General features: G+C 73.4%; 17 protein-coding genes. 13 read left to right on the plus strand and 4 right to left on the minus strand.

The features are described from left to right. The first annotated feature begins 14 nt into the window (after positions 1-14). The 6 genes from MHY29_RS06625 to proC all read left to right on the plus strand — a co-directional run bounded on the left by MHY29_RS06625 (position 15) and on the right by proC (position 8,389). The gene (locus tag MHY29_RS06625; RefSeq protein ID WP_370643466.1) at positions 15-932 is read left to right on the plus strand and encodes a rhodanese-related sulfurtransferase; all 918 of its coding nucleotides are present in this window, start codon (positions 15-17) and stop codon (positions 930-932) included. Further along, on the plus strand, positions 929-2,602 hold the full coding sequence (locus MHY29_RS06630) for a methyltransferase (RefSeq protein ID WP_239239173.1): 1,674 nt from the start codon (positions 929-931) through the stop codon (positions 2,600-2,602). Before MHY29_RS06625 ends, MHY29_RS06630 begins: the two co-directional genes overlap by 4 nt. Positions 2,603-2,725: 123 nt before the next feature. Next, positions 2,726-5,569, plus strand: coding sequence for a type I DNA topoisomerase (gene topA / locus MHY29_RS06635; RefSeq protein WP_239239176.1), 2,844 nt, complete (start codon positions 2,726-2,728; stop codon positions 5,567-5,569). A 3-nt stretch (positions 5,570-5,572) separates the two neighbouring features. Continuing rightward, positions 5,573-6,595 (plus strand): Ppx/GppA family phosphatase, encoded by a 1,023-nt coding sequence (locus MHY29_RS06640; protein ID WP_239239179.1) that lies wholly within the window; start codon positions 5,573-5,575, stop codon positions 6,593-6,595. Between the two features lies 1 nt (position 6,596). Continuing rightward, entirely contained in the window at positions 6,597-7,508 is a 912-nt protein-coding gene (locus tag MHY29_RS06645) for a sugar phosphate isomerase/epimerase (protein WP_224356495.1), read from the plus strand. 23 nt (positions 7,509-7,531) lie between these two features. After that, positions 7,532-8,389: a pyrroline-5-carboxylate reductase gene (proC, locus tag MHY29_RS06650; protein ID WP_224356496.1), complete on the plus strand. Its 858-nt coding sequence runs from the start codon at positions 7,532-7,534 to the stop codon at positions 8,387-8,389. Between the two features lie 51 nt (positions 8,390-8,440). Here proC and MHY29_RS06655 read toward each other — a convergent pair whose 3' ends face one another. Genes MHY29_RS06655 through MHY29_RS06665 form a run of 3 tightly spaced genes read right to left on the minus strand, consistent with a single transcriptional unit; the run spans position 8,441 to position 11,114 of the window. Beyond that, the gene (locus tag MHY29_RS06655) at positions 8,441-9,013 is read right to left on the minus strand and encodes an AAA family ATPase (RefSeq protein ID WP_224356497.1); all 573 of its coding nucleotides are present in this window, start codon (positions 9,011-9,013) and stop codon (positions 8,441-8,443) included. A gap of 54 nt (positions 9,014-9,067) precedes the next feature. Next, positions 9,068-9,742, minus strand: a complete 675-nt coding sequence (locus MHY29_RS06660; RefSeq protein WP_224356498.1) for a TrkA family potassium uptake protein — start codon at positions 9,740-9,742, stop codon at positions 9,068-9,070. Continuing rightward, positions 9,735-11,114 (minus strand): TrkH family potassium uptake protein, encoded by a 1,380-nt coding sequence (locus MHY29_RS06665; protein ID WP_239239182.1) that lies wholly within the window; start codon positions 11,112-11,114, stop codon positions 9,735-9,737. The genes MHY29_RS06660 and MHY29_RS06665 overlap by 8 nt, the downstream gene beginning before the upstream one ends. Before the next feature lie 225 nt (positions 11,115-11,339). On the opposite strand from MHY29_RS06665, the gene MHY29_RS06670 reads away from it, so the two are divergent. The 3 genes from MHY29_RS06670 to MHY29_RS06680 all read left to right on the plus strand — a co-directional run bounded on the left by MHY29_RS06670 (position 11,340) and on the right by MHY29_RS06680 (position 13,127). Beyond that, positions 11,340-12,533 carry an acetoin utilization protein AcuC gene (locus MHY29_RS06670; protein ID WP_370643467.1) on the plus strand — a complete coding sequence of 398 codons (1,194 nt, stop codon included), beginning with the start codon at positions 11,340-11,342 and terminating at the stop codon, positions 12,531-12,533. Between the two features lie 138 nt (positions 12,534-12,671). Continuing rightward, the gene (locus tag MHY29_RS06675; RefSeq protein ID WP_003792170.1) at positions 12,672-12,770 is read left to right on the plus strand and encodes a 30S ribosomal protein bS22; all 99 of its coding nucleotides are present in this window, start codon (positions 12,672-12,674) and stop codon (positions 12,768-12,770) included. Positions 12,771-12,860: 90 nt separating this feature from the next. Beyond that, positions 12,861-13,127, plus strand: a complete 267-nt coding sequence (locus tag MHY29_RS06680) for a glutaredoxin family protein (protein WP_370643464.1) — start codon at positions 12,861-12,863, stop codon at positions 13,125-13,127. 1 nt (position 13,128) lies between these two features. Here the strand turns inward: MHY29_RS06680 and MHY29_RS06685 are convergent, their stop codons facing one another. Beyond that, positions 13,129-13,827 (minus strand): hypothetical protein, encoded by a 699-nt coding sequence (locus MHY29_RS06685; RefSeq protein ID WP_239239185.1) that lies wholly within the window; start codon positions 13,825-13,827, stop codon positions 13,129-13,131. Between the two features lie 135 nt (positions 13,828-13,962). Here MHY29_RS06685 and MHY29_RS06690 point away from each other — a divergent pair, with 135 nt between their 5' ends. The 4 genes from MHY29_RS06690 to MHY29_RS06705 form a co-directional block, all read left to right on the plus strand. Beyond that, complete coding sequence (locus MHY29_RS06690) at positions 13,963-14,637, plus strand: histidine phosphatase family protein (protein WP_239239188.1); 675 nt, start codon at positions 13,963-13,965, stop codon at positions 14,635-14,637. Positions 14,638-14,753: 116 nt separating this feature from the next. After that, entirely contained in the window at positions 14,754-15,365 is a 612-nt protein-coding gene (locus tag MHY29_RS06695; RefSeq protein WP_224356502.1) for a TlpA disulfide reductase family protein, read from the plus strand. Positions 15,366-15,374: 9 nt separating this feature from the next. Continuing rightward, positions 15,375-16,133: a cytochrome c biogenesis CcdA family protein gene (locus MHY29_RS06700; protein ID WP_239239206.1), complete on the plus strand. Its 759-nt coding sequence runs from the start codon at positions 15,375-15,377 to the stop codon at positions 16,131-16,133. After that, positions 16,115-17,785 (plus strand): cytochrome c biogenesis protein ResB (locus MHY29_RS06705; protein ID WP_370643465.1); only part of this gene is annotated, 1,671 nt, incomplete at its 3' end. The genes MHY29_RS06700 and MHY29_RS06705, both read left to right, overlap by 19 nt.

Genomic DNA, 17,785 nt, shown 5'->3' on the forward strand with positions numbered 1-17,785 from the left:
GGTAGTACAGCGCGATCCGGCCCGCCCCCGGAGGGCCGGGCCGGATCGCGCTGTACTACCGGTTCACGCCCCTGGCCGACCCGGAGGCCGTGCGGCTGTGGCAGCGGACCCTGGCCGTCTCCCTCGGGCTGGCCGGGCGGATCATCGTCTCCCCGCAGGGCATCAACGGCACCGTCGGCGGGCCCGCGGAGGCGGTGAAGCGCTACGTCCGCGGCACCCGCGAGCACCCGGCGTTCCGGGGCCTGGAGGTGACGTGGTCGGACGGCTCGGCCGCGGACTTCCCGCGGCTGTCCGTGAAGGTCCGCCCCGAGCTGGTGGCCTTCGGCGCCCCCGAACGGATCCGCGTGGACGAGCACGGCGTCGTCGGCACCGGCGAGCACCTGCCCGCGGATCAGCTCCACGCCCTCGTGGCCGAGCGTGCCGCCCAGGGGCGCCCCGTCCGCTTCCTCGACGGGCGCAACAGCGTGGAGGCCGCCATCGGCCGGTTCGAGGACGCCGTCATCCCGGCGGCGCACACCACGCGCGACCTGCTGGAGGCCGTGGACTCCGGCTCCCTCGACCACCTCAAGGACCAGCCCGTGGTCACGTACTGCACGGGCGGCGTCCGCTGCAAGGTGCTCTCCGCGCTGCTCAAGGACCGCGGATTCTCCGAGGTCTACCAGCTCGACGGCGGGATCGTCCGCTACGGCGAGGCCCACGGCGACGCCGGGCTCTGGCACGGACGCCTCGCCGTGTTCGACCGCCGCCTCTCCCTGGCCTTCACCGACGGCGCGGAGACGCTCGGCCGGTGCGTCACCTGCGGCGGGGCCACGTCCCACCTGGCCAACTGCGCCGACCCCGCCTGCACCACCCTTCAGGTGCGCTGCCCGGACTGCGTGGCCGCCCACCTCGACCACGTCTGCCCCCGCTGCCTCGAGAGGACCCCCGCATGAGCCTGCCCGCCCCGCACCTGAGCCCCGCCGCGGCCGCCGCACTCGCGGCCGACCTCACCGCCCTGCCGTACACGACCGACGTCGTGGAGACGCTGCTCGGACCTGTGGCCACCGCGGCCCTGGACCGCGAGCACGCCGTGGCCGCGCGCCGCGTGGTCGCCGGGGTCCTCGCCGCGCCCGCCGCGCGCGATGCCGCCGCCGCCTCCCGCCCGCTGGCCGCGGTGGTCGGCGCCTTTATGCTGGGCGACCCCGTCCCCGCGGCCGACCTCGCCGCCGCCCTGCCCGCGCTGGGGCTGGACGGGGCCGTGGAGGCGGGGCTCGTCGTCCTCGACGGGGCCGATACGGGAGCCGAGAGGGCACGCGCCACCGTGGACCTCTCGCCCTATGCCGCGGACGAGCCCGGGCCGATGTGGGTGGCCTCGGACCAGACCGCGCTGCAGCGCCGCGGACCGCTGCCGGAGGACCACGTGCTCGGCATCGGCCGGGCCTCCCTCACGCTGGCCGGGGCCACGCAGCGCCGGCCGGTCGCCCGGGCCCTGGACCTGGGCGTGGGCTGCGGCGTCCAGACCCTTCACCTGCTGGCCCACGCCGAGCACGTCACCGCCACGGACCTCTCCGAGCGCGCCCTCGACTTCACCCGGTTCAACCTCCTGCTCAACGCGGACGTCCTCCGCCTGGACCGGGAGCGCCTGGAGGATCGGGTCCGCCTGGCCGCCGGGGACCTGCTCGAGCCGGTGGCGGGGGAGCGGTTCGACCTGGTCGTCTCCAATCCGCCGTTCGTCATCACCCCGCGCACCGATCCCGACGCCCCCGTGCTCACCTACCGGGACGGAGGCCGCGAGGGGGATCGACTCGTCGCCGAGCTGATCGCCGCCCTGCCGGAGCACCTCGCCGAGGGCGGCACCGCGCAGCTGCTCGCCAACTGGGAGATTCCCGCAGGAGCGGCCGAGGTCCCCGCGGGAGACGACGCCGCTCCCGCCTGGGATGCGCGCCCCCGGTCCTGGGTGGGCCCCGGGATGCAGGCGTGGTTCGTCCAGCGGGACCGGCAGGACCCGGCCGGCTACGCCGAGACGTGGCTGCAGGACTCGTCCCTCGAGCTGGACCCGGCCGCCTACGAGGCCGCGTACCGCGGCTACCTGGACGACTTCGCGGCCCGCGGGGTCACCGGGGTGGGCTTCGGGCACGTGTGGCTGCGCCGCCCCGCCGCGGACGGCTCGCAGGGCCGGGCGTGGACGGTCGCCGAGGAGCTGACCCAGCCGCTCGACGAGGCCCTCGGCACGGCCTGGGCGGCCGCCGTCGCCCGCCGGGACCGGCTCGCCGCCGGACCGGAGGCGGGGGCGACCGACGCCGTCGTCACCGGTGACCCCGCCCTGGCCGCGCTGCGCGGCCTGCACCTGCGCGTGGCCGAGGACGTCACGGAGGAGCGGCACTCCCGGTTCGGCGCCGAGCATCCGGAGGTCATCCTGGCCCGTCAGGGCGCGGGCTTCCGGCGCACCGCTCGCCTGGACACCGCCACGGCGGGTGTCCTGTCCGCCAGCGACGGCGAGCTGTCCGTGGGGCAGCTGGTCGGCGCGGTGGCGGCCCTGCTGGAGCTGGACGACGCCGGCCGAGCCGGACTGCTGGCGGCCGTCCGGGAGCTCCATGAGGACGGCTTCCTGCTCGAGGCCTGAGCGTCCGGGGCGGGGTCGGGTCCCGCCGGTGTGGCTAGTGTGGGGGGACTGGACCATAGGATGACGGCGCGCAGGCCCGCCGTCCGGCGGTCCCGTGCCCGTCCGTCCGAGGAGGAACCCCCCGTGCCCACTGCATCCGCGTCGACGTCCAGCTCCGTGCCCCAGGGCAAGAAGCTGGTCATCGTGGAGTCCCCGGCCAAGAGCAAGTCGATCGCGAAGTACCTCAACGCGGTCGGCGAGGGCTGGGTGGTGGACTCGTCCGTGGGGCATATCCGCGACCTCCCCAAGCCCTCGGACCTGCCCGCGGACATGAAGAAGGGCCCGTACGGCAAGTTCGCGGTGGACACGGAGCACGGCTTCACCCCGTACTACGTGGTGCACCCGGACAAGAAGAAGAAGGTCACCGAGCTCAAGCGCGAGCTCAAGGACGCCGAGGCCCTCTACCTGGCCACCGATGCGGACCGCGAGGGCGAGGCCATCGCGTGGCACCTGCTGGACACGCTCAAGCCCAAGGTCCCCGTGTACCGCATGACCTTCGGCGAGATCACCAAGGAGGGCGTGCGCCGCGGCCTGGAGAGCATCCGCGAGCTGGACACCCACCTGGTGGACGCCCAGGAGACCCGCCGCATCCTGGACCGCCTCTTCGGCTACGAGCTCTCCCCGGTGCTGTGGCGCAAGGTCTCCCGCGGCCTGTCCGCCGGCCGCGTGCAGTCGGTGGCCACCCGCCTGGTGGTGGAGCGCGAGCGCGAGCGCATGGCGTTCGTGGCCGCGCAGTACTGGGGAGTGGAGGGCACCTTCACCGTGGGCCCGGACGCGAAGGCCGACGGCGCCGCCGGCTCCTCCTTCACCGCCCGCCTGTCCACGGTGGACGGGGCGCGCGTGGCCACGGGCCGCGACTTCGACGACGCCGGGCGCCTCAAGGAGTCCGCCGGCAAGAAGGTGGCGCACCTCGACGAGGCCGCGGCGGCGTCGCTGGCCGAGGGCCTGGACGGCAAGGACTTCACGGTGGACTCCGTGGAGGACAAGCCGTACACCCGCCGTCCGGCCGCCCCGTTCACCACCTCCACGCTGCAGCAGGAGGCCTCCCGCAAGCTGCGCATGAGCGCGCGGGTGACCATGCAGGTCGCCCAGCGCCTCTACGAGAACGGCTACATCACCTACATGCGCACCGACTCGGTGAACCTCTCCCAGGAGGCCGTGCAGGCCGCCCGGAGGCAGGCCACCGAGCTCTACGGCCAGGAGTCCGTGCCGGCCCAGCCGCGCGTCTACGCCAAGCGCACCGAGAACGCGCAGGAGGCCCACGAGGCCATCCGCCCCGCCGGCGACTCCTTCCGCACGCCCGCCCAGGTCAAGGCGGAGCTGCGTCCGGACGAGTTCCGCCTGTACGAGCTGATCTGGAAGCGCACCGTGGCCTCCCAGATGGCCGACGCCAAGGGCTACACCGCCACCCTGCGCTTCTCCGCGCAGGCCGAGGACGGCCGCACCGCCCAGTTCGCCGCCTCCGGCACCGTGATCACCTTCAAGGGCTTCCTCGACGCCTACGAGGAGGGCCGGGACGCCGAGCCCGAGGAGGAGAAGGACGCCAAGGACCGCCGCCTGCCGCAGGTGGCGGAGGGCGAGACCCTCACCGGCGCCCCCATCCAGCCCACGGGCCACGAGACCACCCCGCCCGCCCGCTACACGGAGGCCTCGATCGTCGCCGAGCTGGAGCGCCGCGAGATCGGCCGCCCGTCCACCTACGCGCCCACGATCTCCACGATCATGGACCGCGGCTACGTGTCCAAGCGCGGCAGCGCCCTGGTCCCGTCCTGGACCGCGTTCGCCGTGATCGGCCTGCTCGAGGACTACTTCGCGAAGTACGTGGACTACGACTTCACGGCGCGCATGGAGGACGACCTCGACCGGATCGCCGCCGGCGAGCTGGCCCGCGAGGCATGGCTGCAGACCTTCTACTTCGGCGCGGACTCCGCGGACACGCAGAAGGGCGTCGAGGGCCTGAAGCACGTGGTGGAGAACCTCGGCGAGATCGACGCCCGGCAGGTCAACTCCCTGCCCGTCACCGAGGACATCACCCTGCGCGTGGGCCAGTACGGCCCCTACCTGGAGCGCCGCCTCCCCGAGGGCGCCGCCGAGGGCACCGCGCCCGAGCGCGCCAACGTGCCCGAGGACCTCGCCCCGGACGAGCTCACCCCCGCCAAGGCGGAGGAGCTCATGGCCGCCGGCGGCGCGGACGAGCGCGAGCTCGGCGTGGACCCGGAGACCGGGCGGACCGTCGTCGCCAAGGACGGCCGGTACGGGCCGTACGTCACCGAGGTGATCCCGGAGATGGGCGAGGAGGAGCTGCAGGCCTGGCTCGACGCCCAGCCCACCGAGTACTACAAGAACGGCAAGCCCAAGCCGAAGAAGAAGCCGGCCAAGGAGAAGCCCCGCACCGGCTCCCTGTTCAAGACGATGTCCGTGGACACCGTCACCCTGGAGCAGGCGCTCCAGCTGATGTCCCTGCCGCGCATCGTCGGCGCCGACGCCGAGGGCGAGGTCATCACCGCGCAGAACGGCCGGTTCGGCCCGTACCTGAAGAAGGGCACCGACTCGCGCTCCCTGGAGTCCGAGGACCAGATCTTCAGCATCACGCAGGAGCAGGCCCTCGAGATCTACGCCCAGCCGAAGCAGCGCGGCCGCGGCACCGCCAAGCCGCCGCTGGCCGAGTTCGGCGAGGACCCGGTCTCCGGCAAGAAGGTCACCGTGAAGGAGGGCCGGTTCGGTCCGTACGTCACGGACGGCGTCACCAACATCACCGTGCCCCGCGGCCGCGCCCCCGAGGAGCTCACGGCCGAGGAGGCCTACCAGCTGCTCGCGGACAAGCGCGCCAAGGGCCCGGCGAAGAAGCCGGCGGCCAAGAAGCCCGCCGCCCGCAAGCCCGCCGCCAAGAAGACGACGACGTCCACCACCACGCGCAAGAAGGCCTGACCCGTGCGCCTGGGCGTCCTGGACATCGGGTCCAACACGGTCCACCTGCTCCTGGTGGAGGCCCGCGCCGGCGCGCGGCCGACCCCCTACGCGGAGCACAAGCGCTCCCTACCGCTGATCCGCTACCTGGACGAGTCCGGCGCGATCAACGAGGAGGGCCAGGACGAGCTGGTCGGCTTCATCGGCGAGGCCGTGGCCTTCGCCGAGGAGCACCGCGCGGAGGACATGATCTCCTTCTGCACCTCGGCCATCCGCGAGGCGGAGAACGGCCCGGCCGTGCTGGCCCGGGTGGAGGCGGAGACGGGTGTGCACCTCTCCGAGCTCTCCGGCGAGCAGGAGGCGTCCATGACGTACTTCGCCGTGCGCCGCTGGCAGGGTTGGGGCGTGGGCTCCATCCTGAACTTCGACATCGGCGGCGGCTCCTTCGAGATCGCCTACGGCCAGGACGAGCTGCCCAGCCACGCCGTCTCACTGCCGCTCGGCGCCGGCCGGCTCACGCGCGAGCGCCTCCCGGACGACCCGCCCAGCCCCAAGGCCGTGAAGAAGCTCCACAAGCACGCCAGCCGCGAGATCGAGGCGGTCTTCGCGGACTTCCCGCCGCTCGAGGCCCCCTACGTGGTCACGGCGACCTCCAAGACCTTCCGCTCCCTGGCCCGGCTCACCGGCGCGGCGCCCTCGGCGGCCGGCCCGCACGTGAAGCGACACCTCCGGGCGGACGACCTCCAGCTCTGGGTCAACCGCCTGGCCGCCATGACCTGGGAGCAGCGGGCCGAGCTGCCCGGCGTCTCCGAGGTCCGCGCCCCGCAGGTGCTGGCCGGCGCGCTCGTGGCGCTCGCGGCCATGCGCACCTTCGGCGTGGTCCAGCTGGAGATCTGCCCGTGGGCCCTGCGCGAGGGTCTGATCCTCAACCGCCTGGACGCCCTCATGCTGGAGGGCCACCTGACCCGCGAGGACGGCCTCGGGGTCGGGCACGTGAACCTCAACACCGACTCCCTGCTGCCGGGGCTCAGCCTGGGGGTGCGCTGACATGACGGGGCCCTCCGGCGCCGGCTCCCGCCCGTGGGACCCCCACGGGCGCCACCTGGAGCCGCCGCTGGTCTCCACCGCCCACCTGGCCCCCGCACCCCGGTTCGGCGCGGAGATCCCGGTGACGCTGTCGTCGTCGTCGGTGTTCCCCCTGGGCACGCAGGACGTGTTCGCCACGGCCGCGGACCTCGGGTACGACGGCGTGGAGGTCATGGTCACGCACAACGCGACCAGCCAGGACGCCCGCGCCCTGGCCCGGCTGTCCGAGCGCACGGGCATGCGGATCGACTCGATCCACGCGCCCACGCTGCTGTTCACCCAGCAGGTGTGGGGTTCGGCGTGGTCCAAGATCGTGCGCTCCGTGGAGCTGGCCCGGGCGGTGGGGGCCGTCACCGTGGTGGCCCATCCGCCGTTCCGCTGGCAGGGGAGCTACGCGTCGCAGTTCGCCCGGCGCACCGCGGAGATCATGGAGGCCACCGGTGTCGTGATCGCCGTGGAGAACATGTACCCGTGGCGGGCGCACGGCCGCGACCTCACCATGTACCTGCCCCACTGGGACCCGGTGCCGGAGCCCTACGAGCACGTGACCTGGGACTTCTCCCACGCGGCGATCGCGCGGGAGGACTCCCTGGCGAACATCCGCGGCCTCGGTGGGCGGCTGCGCCACGTCCACCTCACCGACGGCGTGGACGGGACCAAGGACGCGCATCTGGTGCCCGGCGAGGGCACGCAGAACGTGGCCGAGTCCCTGCGCTTCCTCGGCCGGGAGGGCCTGGCCGGCACGGTGTGCGTGGAGGTCGGCACGCGCGGCGTCGAGTACGCCGGCCAGCGCGAGGAGAAGCTGTCCGCCTCGCTCGCGTTCGCGCGCGAGCACCTCGGCCAGAACGATCAGTCCGGCCGGCACGAGTCCTGAACCCCGTCCCCGGAAGGAACCCCATGACCGCCCAGCCCCGCATCGCGATCCTCGGCCTCGGCTCCATGACCGGCGCCATCCTCACGGGCCTGCTGGCCGCGTCGGTGACGACGCCGGAGCGCGTCGTCGCCACCACGCGCACCGCCGCCTCGGCCCAGGCCAAGGGGAACCGGTTCCCGGGCGTGCGGGTGCTCTCCGGGGAGCAGGACGTGGACGCGAACCTGACCGCCGTGGCCGAGGCGGACGTGGTGCTGCTGGGCGTGAAGCCCAAGGACATCGTGGTGACGGCCCGGCAGATCGCCCCCGCCCTGCGCCCGGAGGCCGTGGTGGTCTCGGTGGCCGCGGGCGTGCGCGCCGAGACCCTCGCCGGGGCCCTGCCTGAGGGCCAGCCGCTGGTGCGGACCATGCCGAACACGCCGCTGACCGTGGGCTCTGGCGTGGTGGGCGTGGCCCCCGCCGCGGGCGTCACCGCGGACCAGCGCGCGCTGGTGGAGTCGCTGTTCTCCGGCTCCGGCGTGGTGGTGCCGGTGTCGGAGGAGCAGCTGCCGGCCGTCGTCGCGGCGTCGGGCTCTGCCCCCGCCTACGTGTTCCTGCTGGCGGAGGCGATCGCCGCGCACGCCGTGGAGCTGGGCCTGTCCGCCGAGGCGGCCGAGGCCATGGCCGCGGCCACCGTGAAGGGCGCCGGCGCCATGCTGGTGGATGCGGTGACCTCCGGCGAGCAGACCGCCGAGGGGCTGCGCCGTGCGGTCATGAGCCCGAACGGCACCACGGAGCGAGCCATCGCGGCGTTCGAGGACGGCGGCTTCGCCGGGCTCGTGGCGGACGCCATGGACGCCGCCGCCAGGCGGGACGAGGAGATGGGCCGCGAGTTCGGCGCCTGACCGCAGCCGGCGCCGCCCGGCCCGTGCCCCGGCTCAGGGCCGGGCGGCGGCTCAGCCCCGGACGTCGGCGAGCCACGCGAGGATCCGCTCGGCGGTCTCCTCGGCCGTGAGGTCGTCTGTCTGCAGGCCCAGGTGGGGGTGGGCGCCCAGCAGCACTTCCGCCGCTCCCGGGCCGTCCGCCGTGGTCATCGTCCAGGTGGCTTCCATCTCCCGGACGTTGCCGTCCGACCACTCCAGGTTCCGCTTCGAAGGCTTGTGTAAGAGGCGTTCCTCGGTCCTGTTGCGCTCCAGACGCGTCGCCAGATCCGCTCGCAGCTCGACGAACGCCGCGTCATCGCCTGCGGCCGCGACGCACCGGGCCACGTACTCGGCGTCGTCGGGATCCGTCACGTCCCAGACGAGCGTGAAAGCCAGGTCCACGCCGGCCCTGGCGGCCTCCTCGATCACGCGGATCCGGAACTCGTCTGTGAGGACGTTGAACGGCTCCGTGCCGTGGCCGAACACCTCGAGCAGGGGCTCGATGGTCATGTGGTTGTGGAACAACCGGAAGTCGGAGGCCGCCGCGACGGCTCGTCCGACGGTCATCTTGCCCACGGCCGGCGGCCCGAAGATCAGCAGCAGCATGCGGCCACCCTAGACGGCGCCTGAGCGGCGCCGGCACCGCCTGCCCCGGTCGGCTCAGGGACGGGCGGCGAACCGGTCGATGAGGTCGGTGTGCCCGGACACGATGAGCGTGTCCCGCGGGCCCACGCGGGTGTGCGGCTGGGCGTAGGTGAAGTCCTCGCCCGGGGTCTTCACGCCGACGATGGTCACGCCGTACTTCTGGCGCACGTTGGACTCTTCCAAGGTGAAGCCGACCGTCTCCGTGGGCGGGTACATCTTCACGATCGCGAAGTCGTCGTCGAACTCGATGAAGTCCAGCATCCGCCCGTTCACCAGGTGCGCGGCGCGCACGCCGGCGTCCTTCTCCGGGAAGATGATGTGCTGCGCGCCGATCCGCTTGAGGATCGTGCCGTGCGCGTCGGAGATCGCCTTCACCCAGATGTGCGGGATCTCCAGGTCCACCAGGTTCGCGGTGATCAGCACGGAGGCCTCGATGGACGTGCCCACCCCGACGACGGCCACGTCGAAGTCCTGGGCGCCCAGCTGGCGGAGGGCCTCGGCGTCGGTGGCGTCCGCCTCCACCACGTGCGTGAGCGTGGGGGCGAAGCGCTGGGCGAGCACGGGGTCCCGCTCGATGGCGAGGACCTCCCGGCCCTGCGTGACCAGCTCCTCGGCCGTGGCGGCGCCGAAGCGGCCCAGGCCGATCACGAGCACGGGGGCGTTCGGGTCGGTGCGCGGCTGGTCAGCCAAGGATCGGCCTCTCGACGGGGTAGCGGTAGAGGACGCGGCGCTGGCGCAGGGCCAGGGCCGCGGCGAACGTGATTGTACCGACGCGGCCGGCGAACATCATGGCCGTCAACAGGTACTTGCCGGCGGGCGGAGTCTCCGCGGAGACCCCCACGGAGAGCCCGCAGGTGCCGAACGCGGAGACCACCTCGAACAGGGGCCGCTGCAGCGGCTGGTCCACGATCGAGACGAGGGCGAGGGTGGCCAGGAGCACGAGCGTGGCGCCGAGCGCGAGCACGGAGATCGCGACGCGGAGGGTCTCCGGGGCGATCGTCCGCCCGTGCACGGTGACCTCCTTGTCGCCGCGGGCCTCGGCCACGATCGCCAGGAACATCACCGCCAGCGTGGTCACCTTGATGCCGCCGGCGGTGGAGGCGGAGCCGCCGCCCACGAACATCAGCGCATCCATGAGCAGCAGGGACTCGGGTCGGTGCGAGTTCGTGTCGTCGATCGCGAACCCGCCCGAGCGGGTCATCACCGACCCGAAGAACGAGTGCCCGATCCGCTGGCCCACCACCATGTCCCCGTGGGTGGCGGGGTTGCCGGCCTCGAAGAAGAACAGGGCGACGGCGCCCACGACCAGCAGCACGAGCGTCACCTCCACGGTGAGCTTGGTGTGCAGGTTCCAGGAGCGGAACCGCCAGCCCTTGTCCACGAGGACCATGACCACGGGGAAGCCGAGAGCGCCGGCGAACACGCCGACGGCGATCACCGTGAGGATCACCGGGTCGTGCATGAAGGCGGCGGTGCCGCCCTCGTGGATGGTGAACCCGGCGTTGTTGAAGGCGCTGACGGAGTAGAACACGCCCTGCCAGAGTCCGGTGGCCCAGGAGTCGGAGAGCGCGGCGAACCGGGGCACCAGGATCACCGCCAGGGCGCCCTCGCACGTCAGCACCGTCAAGACCACGACCTTGAGCAGGTGGCCGACCTCGCCCATGTTGCCGGTGGTCATGCCGGACTCCTGCGTGGCCAGCTTGGTCCGCAGGCCCAGGTGCCGGGACACGGCCAGGGTCAGCAGCGACGCCATGGAGAGGATGCCCAGGCCGCCGATCTGCATGGCCGCCAGCAGGATCACCTGACCCAGCGGGGTCCAGTGCTCGGCCGTGTCCAGGGTGGTCAGGCCGGTCACGGAGAACGCGGACACGGCCGTGAACATCGCGTCGTGCAGCGGCGTCACCCGCCCGTCCGTGGCCGCGGCCGGCAGCATGAGCAGCCCCGTGAACAGCAGGGCGCCCAGGGCGAAGGCGGATAGCGCCGCGCGGGCGGGGGAGCCGGCCACGACGCCGGTCACCGCCGTCACGACGCGGCGCGCCGGGGAGAGCGCACCCGAGGGCATGCGGTCACCTTCCGTCAGCGGGGAGCGGGCCGCACGGGCCCGGGACGGCCCGAGCGGGCCGCCCCCAGTATCCTCCCGTGAGCGGCCCCGCGCGTCGTCATGCGCCGGTCACCGGCGGGGGAGGGGTTGGCCCCGGGGCCCCCGGCGGATCTACCCTGAAGCGTGACCTCCGCCACGTCTGACTGCAGCCAGCCCGCCCCCTCCGCGGTGGTGTGGGACCCCAGCCTGCTGAAGTACCGCTTCAGCGCGCAGCACCCCATGGCGCCCCTGCGCCTGGACCTGACGCATCGGCTCGCCTCCTCCCTGGGCCTGCTGGACGCCGAGCACGTGCGGATCCTGCAGCCGCCGGTGGCCACGGACGAGCAGCTGGCCACGGTGCACGACCCCGCGTTCATCGCCGCAGTCCGGGCCGCCTCCCGAGAGGACGCGGAGGCGGACGAGCCCCACGGCCTGGGCTCGGAGGACTGCCCCACGTTCCCGGACCTGCACGAGTCCGCCGCGCGGATCGCCGGCGGTTCCCTGGTGGCCGCGGAGGCCGTCTGGTCCGGCGAGGTCTCCCGCGCCGTGAACGTGGCCGGCGGCATGCACCACGCCGCCCGCGCCAAGGCGTCCGGCTTCTGCATCTACAACGACTGCGCGGTGGCCATCCAGCGCCTCCTGGACCTGGGCGCAGAGCGCGTGGCCTACGTGGACGTCGACGCCCACCACGGCGACGGCACGCAGTCGATCTTCTACGACGACCCCCGCGTGCTCACGATCTCCCTGCACGAGACCGGCATCAGCCTCTTCCCCGGCACGGGCTTCGCCAACGAGACCGGCGGCCCCGGGGCGGAGGGCACCGCGGTGAACGTGGCCCTGCCCCCGGGCACCGGCGACGCCGGGTTCCTGCGCGCGGTGCACGCCGTCGTCCCCCAGCTGCTGGGCGCGTTCCAGCCGGACGTGCTGGTGACCCAGCACGGCGCCGACGCCCACCGCGGCGATCCCCTGGCGGACCTCCGCCTGTCCGTGGACGGGCAGCGGCAGCTCGCCTTCGACCTCGGCGACTGGGCGGACCGCTACGCCCACGGCCGCTGGCTGGCCACCGGGGGCGGCGGCTACAACCACGTCCGGGTGGTCCCGCGGGCGTGGACGCACCTGATCGGCGCCGTCACCGGGCAGCCGGTGCCCTCCTCCACCCCCGTGCCGGAGTCCTGGCTGGAGCACGTGCGCTCCCTGACCCCGGACGACCTCGAGGGGGACATGTCCCTGTTCGAGGGGGCCGAGGAGGACCGCTACCCGCTCACCATGACCGAGGACGCGGACGTGTGGTGGCGTTCCTGGGAGGTGGGCTACGACCCCGCCGACCCCGTGGACCAGACGATCATGGCCACCCGCCGCGAGGTGTTCCCGATCCACGGGCTGGATCCCTGGTTCGACTGAACCGGGGTCCGGCCGGTAGTGTGGCCGAGAACGTTTTCCGGCGTTCCACATCCGGTGGAATGCGGGTCGGCGTGAGGCATGCCGCGGCCCCCGCGGTCGCCCCGCCCGCCGGCCCTCACCCCGACGCAAGGAGTCCCCATGGGATCTGTGATCAAGAAGCGCCGCAAGCGCATGGCGAAGAAGAAGCACCGCAAGCTGCTTCGCAAGACCCGCCACCAGCGTCGCAACAAGAAGTGACGCCCGCTCGTCGAGAGCTCCGCGAGGCCGCCCGTCCCTTCCGGGGAGGGCGGCCTCGCCGCATCCGGGGGAGGGCCTAGCATGGCGGCCATGATGACCCCGCCCGCCTCCGCCGCCCGCGTCCAGCTCCTCGTGAAGCCCGGCTGCCACCTCTGCGCGGAGGCCGAGGCCGTCGTCGCCGAGGTCTGCGACGCGCGGGGCACCGCCTGGGAGCGGGTCGACGGCCCCGCCCACCCGGATCTCCTGGAGACCTACGCCGAGGAGGTCCCGGTGCTGTTCGTGGACGGCGTCCAACGCGACTTCTGGCGCGTCGACGCCCAGCGGCTCGGGCGACTGCTGGACGGCCCCGCCGCCTGACTCAGCGGCGCGCGGCGCGCTCCCAGGCCCGCAGGCGCATGAACTCTGTAGCCTCCTTGCGGTAGGCCGTCGCGATGCCCGCGACCCCGAGGAGACACCAGAGCAGGTCCAGCGGGGAGAACTGGCCGGACGCCAGCGGGGCCAGCACCATCAGGACGGACAGGACGGCCAGCACCGTGCCGACCGTGCGGGCGGCCCGGGAGCCGCCGCGGATCTTGGACGCGATCAGCAGGTACACCAGCAGCGCCAGCACGCCGACGGCGACCATCACGCCCGCCATGACCGGCATCATCTGCGGGAGCATGTCCTGGTACTCCCGGATCTGCTCGGGCGTCATGCCGTAGTCGCCCCACACCTTCGTCATCGCGGCCTCCAGCTCCCGGCGGCCCGCATCGGAGGTGGCCACCAGGGCGGACAGCACCGTGGAGGCCAGGAAGACGACGCCGGCCGACACGATCAGCCAGAACGCGGCGTTGATCGGGCCGGGACGACGCGCCGGCACCGGGGCGGCCGCCGGCCACCCGGGCTGGCCGCCCCACTGCTGCGGGGCGCCCCAGCCCTGCGGCGGGGCGCCGTATGGGGCCTGGGCGGAGGCGTCGGGGGCCTGCCCGTAGGGCGCCTGCGCGGCCGCGTCCGGCCACTGGGGGCCGGACTGGCCCGCCGGGCGGCCGTAGGGGTTGGGGTTCTCGGTGCCGGACATGGTGCTCCTCGGGGTCCTGACCCGGACGGGTCGGGCGGGCGGTTCCTTCCCGCCCACGCTAGCGCGCGCGGGCCAGGACGGGAGGTCCGGCGGCGCCGCGGCCCGGTGGCCGGGGCGGTCTGGGAGACTGGCCCCATGCAGACCCTCGCCACGGTGCACCTCGTCCGCCACGGAGAAGTCCACAACCCCGACCGCGTGCTCTACGGCCGGCTGGACGGCTTCGGCCTGTCCGAGCTGGGCCGGCGCATGGCCGTCGGCGTCGCCGAGTGGTTCCTGGACCGGGCGAACGAGCTCCAGCGCCGGCCCGCGATCGTGGCCGCGTCCCCGCTCCTGCGCGCCCAGCAGACCGCCGCGCCGATCGCCGGGGCGTTCGCCACGCAGCTCCGCACCGAGCAGGACCTCATCGAGGCGGAGAACACCTTCGAGGGTATGTCCGACGTCGCCGCCACCCTGCGCCGCAGCCCGCGCCTCTGGCCGCTGCTGCGGAACCCGCTGCGCCCGTCCTGGGGCGAGCCCTACCGGCAGCAGGCCGCGCGCATGCTCGCCGTCGTCGACCGTGTGAAGGACGAGGCCGTGGACGCGCTGGGACCGGGCGCCGAGGCGATCCTCGTCTCCCACCAGCTGCCGATCTGGGTGACCCGGCTGGCCGTCGAGGGCCGCCCCCTGGCCCACGACCCGCGCCGGCGCGAGTGCTCGCTGACCTCCGTCACCTCCCTGGTGTTCGAGGACGGCCGCGCCCTGCCGCGCGTGGAATACCACGAGCCCAACGCCGCCCTGCTGAAGGACGCCTCCTCCCTCCCCGGGGCCTGAGCGCCGGGCCGCTCCCCGGGGCGGTGTGACGTCCAGGGTTCCATCAGGGTCGGGCCCGCGCCGTAGACTCGACAGGATCCCGCCGCAAGCCGTCCCCGTCTCGGAGTGCCAGCCCCATGCCGTTCCCGCCCCGTCCCTCCCGCCGCGCCGCGCTCGCCGGACTCTCGGCCGCCGCCCTGGCGCCCCTGCTGGCGGCCTGCTCGGGCACGGACGACTCCCTGGCCCAGCAGGCGGGCAACGCGGGCGGCAAGAACTACATCGCCGGCGACGGGTCCGTGGTGGAGTACGCCGCCGACCAGCGCGGCGCCCCCGTGGAGTTCTCCGCCGCCGGATTCGACGGCGAGACCGTCTCCGGGGAGACCCTCCGCGGCGAGCCCGCCCTGCTGAACTTCTGGTACGCGGCGTGCGCCCCCTGCCGCGTCGAGGCCCCCCACCTCGTGAAGCTCCACGGCGAGTTCGAGCCGAAGGGGGTGCGGTTCCTCGGTGTGAACGTCCGGGACACCGTCACCACCGCCCAGGCGTTCGAGCGCACCTTCGGCATTCCCTACTCCTCCGTGGACGACACCTCCGGGTCGGTGCTGCTGGCGATGTCCGACTACGTGCCCCCGCAGGCCGTGCCCTCCACCCTCGTGCTGGACCGCCAGGGCCGGGTGGCCGCCCGCGTCCTCGGCGCCGTCGAGGAGGGCACCCTGCGCGCCCTGCTGGACACCGTCGTCGCCGAGGCCTGAGGCGCGCCCATGCAGGACAACCGGTTCGCGGAGATCGCCCTGGACGGCTCGCTGCTGGCGGCCGCCCCCGTGGCGTTCCTGGCCGGGCTGATCAGCTTCCTCTCGCCCTGCGTGCTGCCCCTGGTGCCCGGCTACCTCGGCTACGTCTCCGGGCTCGGCGGCGCCGCCCTCGACGGTGCGCGGCGCGGCCGTGTGGCCCTCGGCGCCGCCCTGTTCGTCCTCGGGTTCACCGTGGTGTTCATGGTGATGAACATCCTGTTCGCGCAGGTGGCGTTCCGCATCCTGCGCGACCTCTCCTGGGTGATGCAGCTGCTCGGGGTGCTCGTGATCCTCATGGGCGTGGTGTTCATGGGCGGGCTGCGCTGGTTCCAGACCGAGCGCAAGGTCCACGTGAAGCCCGCCGCCGGCCTGACCGGAGCGCCCCTGCTGGGCATGACCTTCGGCCTCGGCTGGGCCCCGTGCATCGGCCCGACGCTGGCCGCCGTGTTCGCCCTCTCCTACACGCAGGACTCGTCCTCGGTGGCCCGCGCCGCCCTGCTGGCGTTCGTGTACTGCCTCGGCCTGGGCCTGCCGTTTGTGCTCATCTCCTTCGGGGTGGAGCGCGGCATGCGGGCCCTCGGCCTCTTCCGCCGCCACCGCCGCGGCGTCATGGTGTTCGGCGGCGCCGTCCTGATCCTCCTCGGAGCCGTCATGGTCACCGGGCTGTGGACCCAGTGGATGGTGCAGCTGCAGACCTGGTTCCAGAACGAATGGGTGATGCCCCTGTGAGCTCCACGTCCGCCCCGAAGGACCCCGCGCCCCGGAACCGCACCCGGGACGACGTCACCCTGCCCGCCCTGGGCGTGGGCGGCACCCTCCGCTGGGCCTGGACCCAGCTCACCAGCATGCGCACCGCGCTGCTCCTCCTCCTGCTGCTGGCCGTGGCCGCCGTCCCCGGCTCCCTGGTGCCGCAGCGCCGCGCCGGGCCCGAGGCCGTGGACCAGTGGATCGAGGACAACCCGTTCTGGGGCCCGATCCTGGACGCCCTCCAGTTCTTCGACGTCTACACGTCCGTCTGGTTCTCCGCGATCTACCTGCTGCTGTTCATCTCCCTGGTGGGATGCGTGCTCCCGCGCGCGCTCAAGCACACGAAGGCGCTGCGCCAGCCCCCGGCCCGCACCCCGCGCAACCTCGGCCGCCTGCCGGAGTCCGGCGTCGTCGTCCTGGAGGCGGGCGGGCCGGCCCCCGAGGAAGCCGTGCGCCAGGCCCAGCGGTGGCTGAAGAGGAAGCGCTACCGCGTGGAGCTCCGCCCCGAGGCCGGCGGCGCGTCCGTGGGCGCCGAGCGCGGCTACCTGCGGGAGATCGGCAACATCCTGTTCCACTTCTCCCTGATCGGCGTGCTCGCCTTCATGGCCTACGGCGGCATGACCAAGTACACGGGGCAGAAGATCATCGTGGAGGGGGAGGGGTTCGCCAACAACCTCGTGGCCTACGACTCCTTCACGCCCGGCATGTACTTCGACGCCGCGTCCCTGCAGCCCTTCCAGCTCACGCTGAAGTCCTTCGACGCGACGTTCGAGCGCCAGTCCCAGACCCACTGGGGTGCGCCGCTGGACTACACCGCCGTCATGGAGGTCCGCCACGGCACCGGCGGCGACCCCGAGGAGCAGGTCCTCAAGGTGAACCACCCCCTCGAGATCGACGGAGCCAAGGTCTACCTGGTCGGCAACGGCTACGCGCCCGTGGTCACCGTGCGGGACGGCAACGGGGACATCGCCTTCCAGGGCCCCGTGGTCACCCGCGTGACGGACCAGAACTTCAACTCCCTCGCCGTGATCAAGGCCCCCGACGCGCGGCCCGACCAGCTCGGCTTCGTCGGCCAGTTCATGCCCGCCGCCGCCGACGTGGGCCAGGGCGTGGAGGTCTCGGTGGACCCCGAGCCGCTCAACCCCAAGCTGATCCTCAACTCGTACTCGGGCGACCTCGGCCTCGACGCCGGCGTCCCGCAGAACGTGTACGTGCTGGACACCTCCACGCTCACCGAGCTGAACTCCCGCAGGTCGGAGAACGGCGGCATCACGCTGTCCGTGGGGCAGACCCACGTGTTGCCCGACGGCAAGGGCTCCATCAGCCTCGACGGCGTGCGCCGCTACGTCGGCCTGGACATCCACTACGACGCCGGCAAGTGGGGGGTGGGCGTGTTCTCCGTGCTCGCCCTGATCGGCCTGGCCGTCAGCCTGTTCACCCGCCGCCGCCGCGTGTGGGTCCGGGCCCGCACCGGCGACGACGGCCGCACCCGCGTGGAGTACGCCCTCCTGGCCCGCGGCGAGGAGTTCGGCCTGCGCGAGGAGCACGTGGCCCTGCGCGAGGCCTTCGAGAAGATGTGGCCGGTCTCCGCCCCGGAGGCGGACACTGGTGAGACCACCCCCGCGACCCCCGCC

Origin of the sequence: Micrococcus sp. ACRRV (assembly GCF_022346985.1) — a bacterium.
GTDB classification, from domain to species: domain Bacteria; phylum Actinomycetota; class Actinomycetes; order Actinomycetales; family Micrococcaceae; genus Micrococcus; species Micrococcus porci.

Bases quoted from the DNA above. Each gene is read 5' to 3' on its own strand.
- MHY29_RS06630 (WP_239239173.1), top strand. From the start codon at position 929: ATGAGCCTGCCCGCCCCGCACCTGAGCCCCGCCGCGGCCGCCGCACTC.
- MHY29_RS06645 (WP_224356495.1), top strand. From the start codon at position 6,597: ATGACGGGGCCCTCCGGCGCCGGCTCCCGCCCGTGGGACCCCCACGGG.
- proC (WP_224356496.1), top strand. From the start codon at position 7,532: ATGACCGCCCAGCCCCGCATCGCGATCCTCGGCCTCGGCTCCATGACC.
- MHY29_RS06655 (WP_224356497.1), bottom strand. From the start codon at position 9,013: ATGCTGCTGCTGATCTTCGGGCCGCCGGCCGTGGGCAAGATGACCGTC.
- MHY29_RS06665 (WP_239239182.1), bottom strand. From the start codon at position 11,114: ATGCCCTCGGGTGCGCTCTCCCCGGCGCGCCGCGTCGTGACGGCGGTG.
- MHY29_RS06675 (WP_003792170.1), top strand. From the start codon at position 12,672: ATGGGATCTGTGATCAAGAAGCGCCGCAAGCGCATGGCGAAGAAGAAG.
- MHY29_RS06680 (WP_370643464.1), top strand. From the start codon at position 12,861: ATGATGACCCCGCCCGCCTCCGCCGCCCGCGTCCAGCTCCTCGTGAAG.
- MHY29_RS06685 (WP_239239185.1), bottom strand. From the start codon at position 13,827: ATGTCCGGCACCGAGAACCCCAACCCCTACGGCCGCCCGGCGGGCCAG.
- MHY29_RS06690 (WP_239239188.1), top strand. From the start codon at position 13,963: ATGCAGACCCTCGCCACGGTGCACCTCGTCCGCCACGGAGAAGTCCAC.
- MHY29_RS06695 (WP_224356502.1), top strand. From the start codon at position 14,754: ATGCCGTTCCCGCCCCGTCCCTCCCGCCGCGCCGCGCTCGCCGGACTC.
- MHY29_RS06700 (WP_239239206.1), top strand. From the start codon at position 15,375: ATGCAGGACAACCGGTTCGCGGAGATCGCCCTGGACGGCTCGCTGCTG.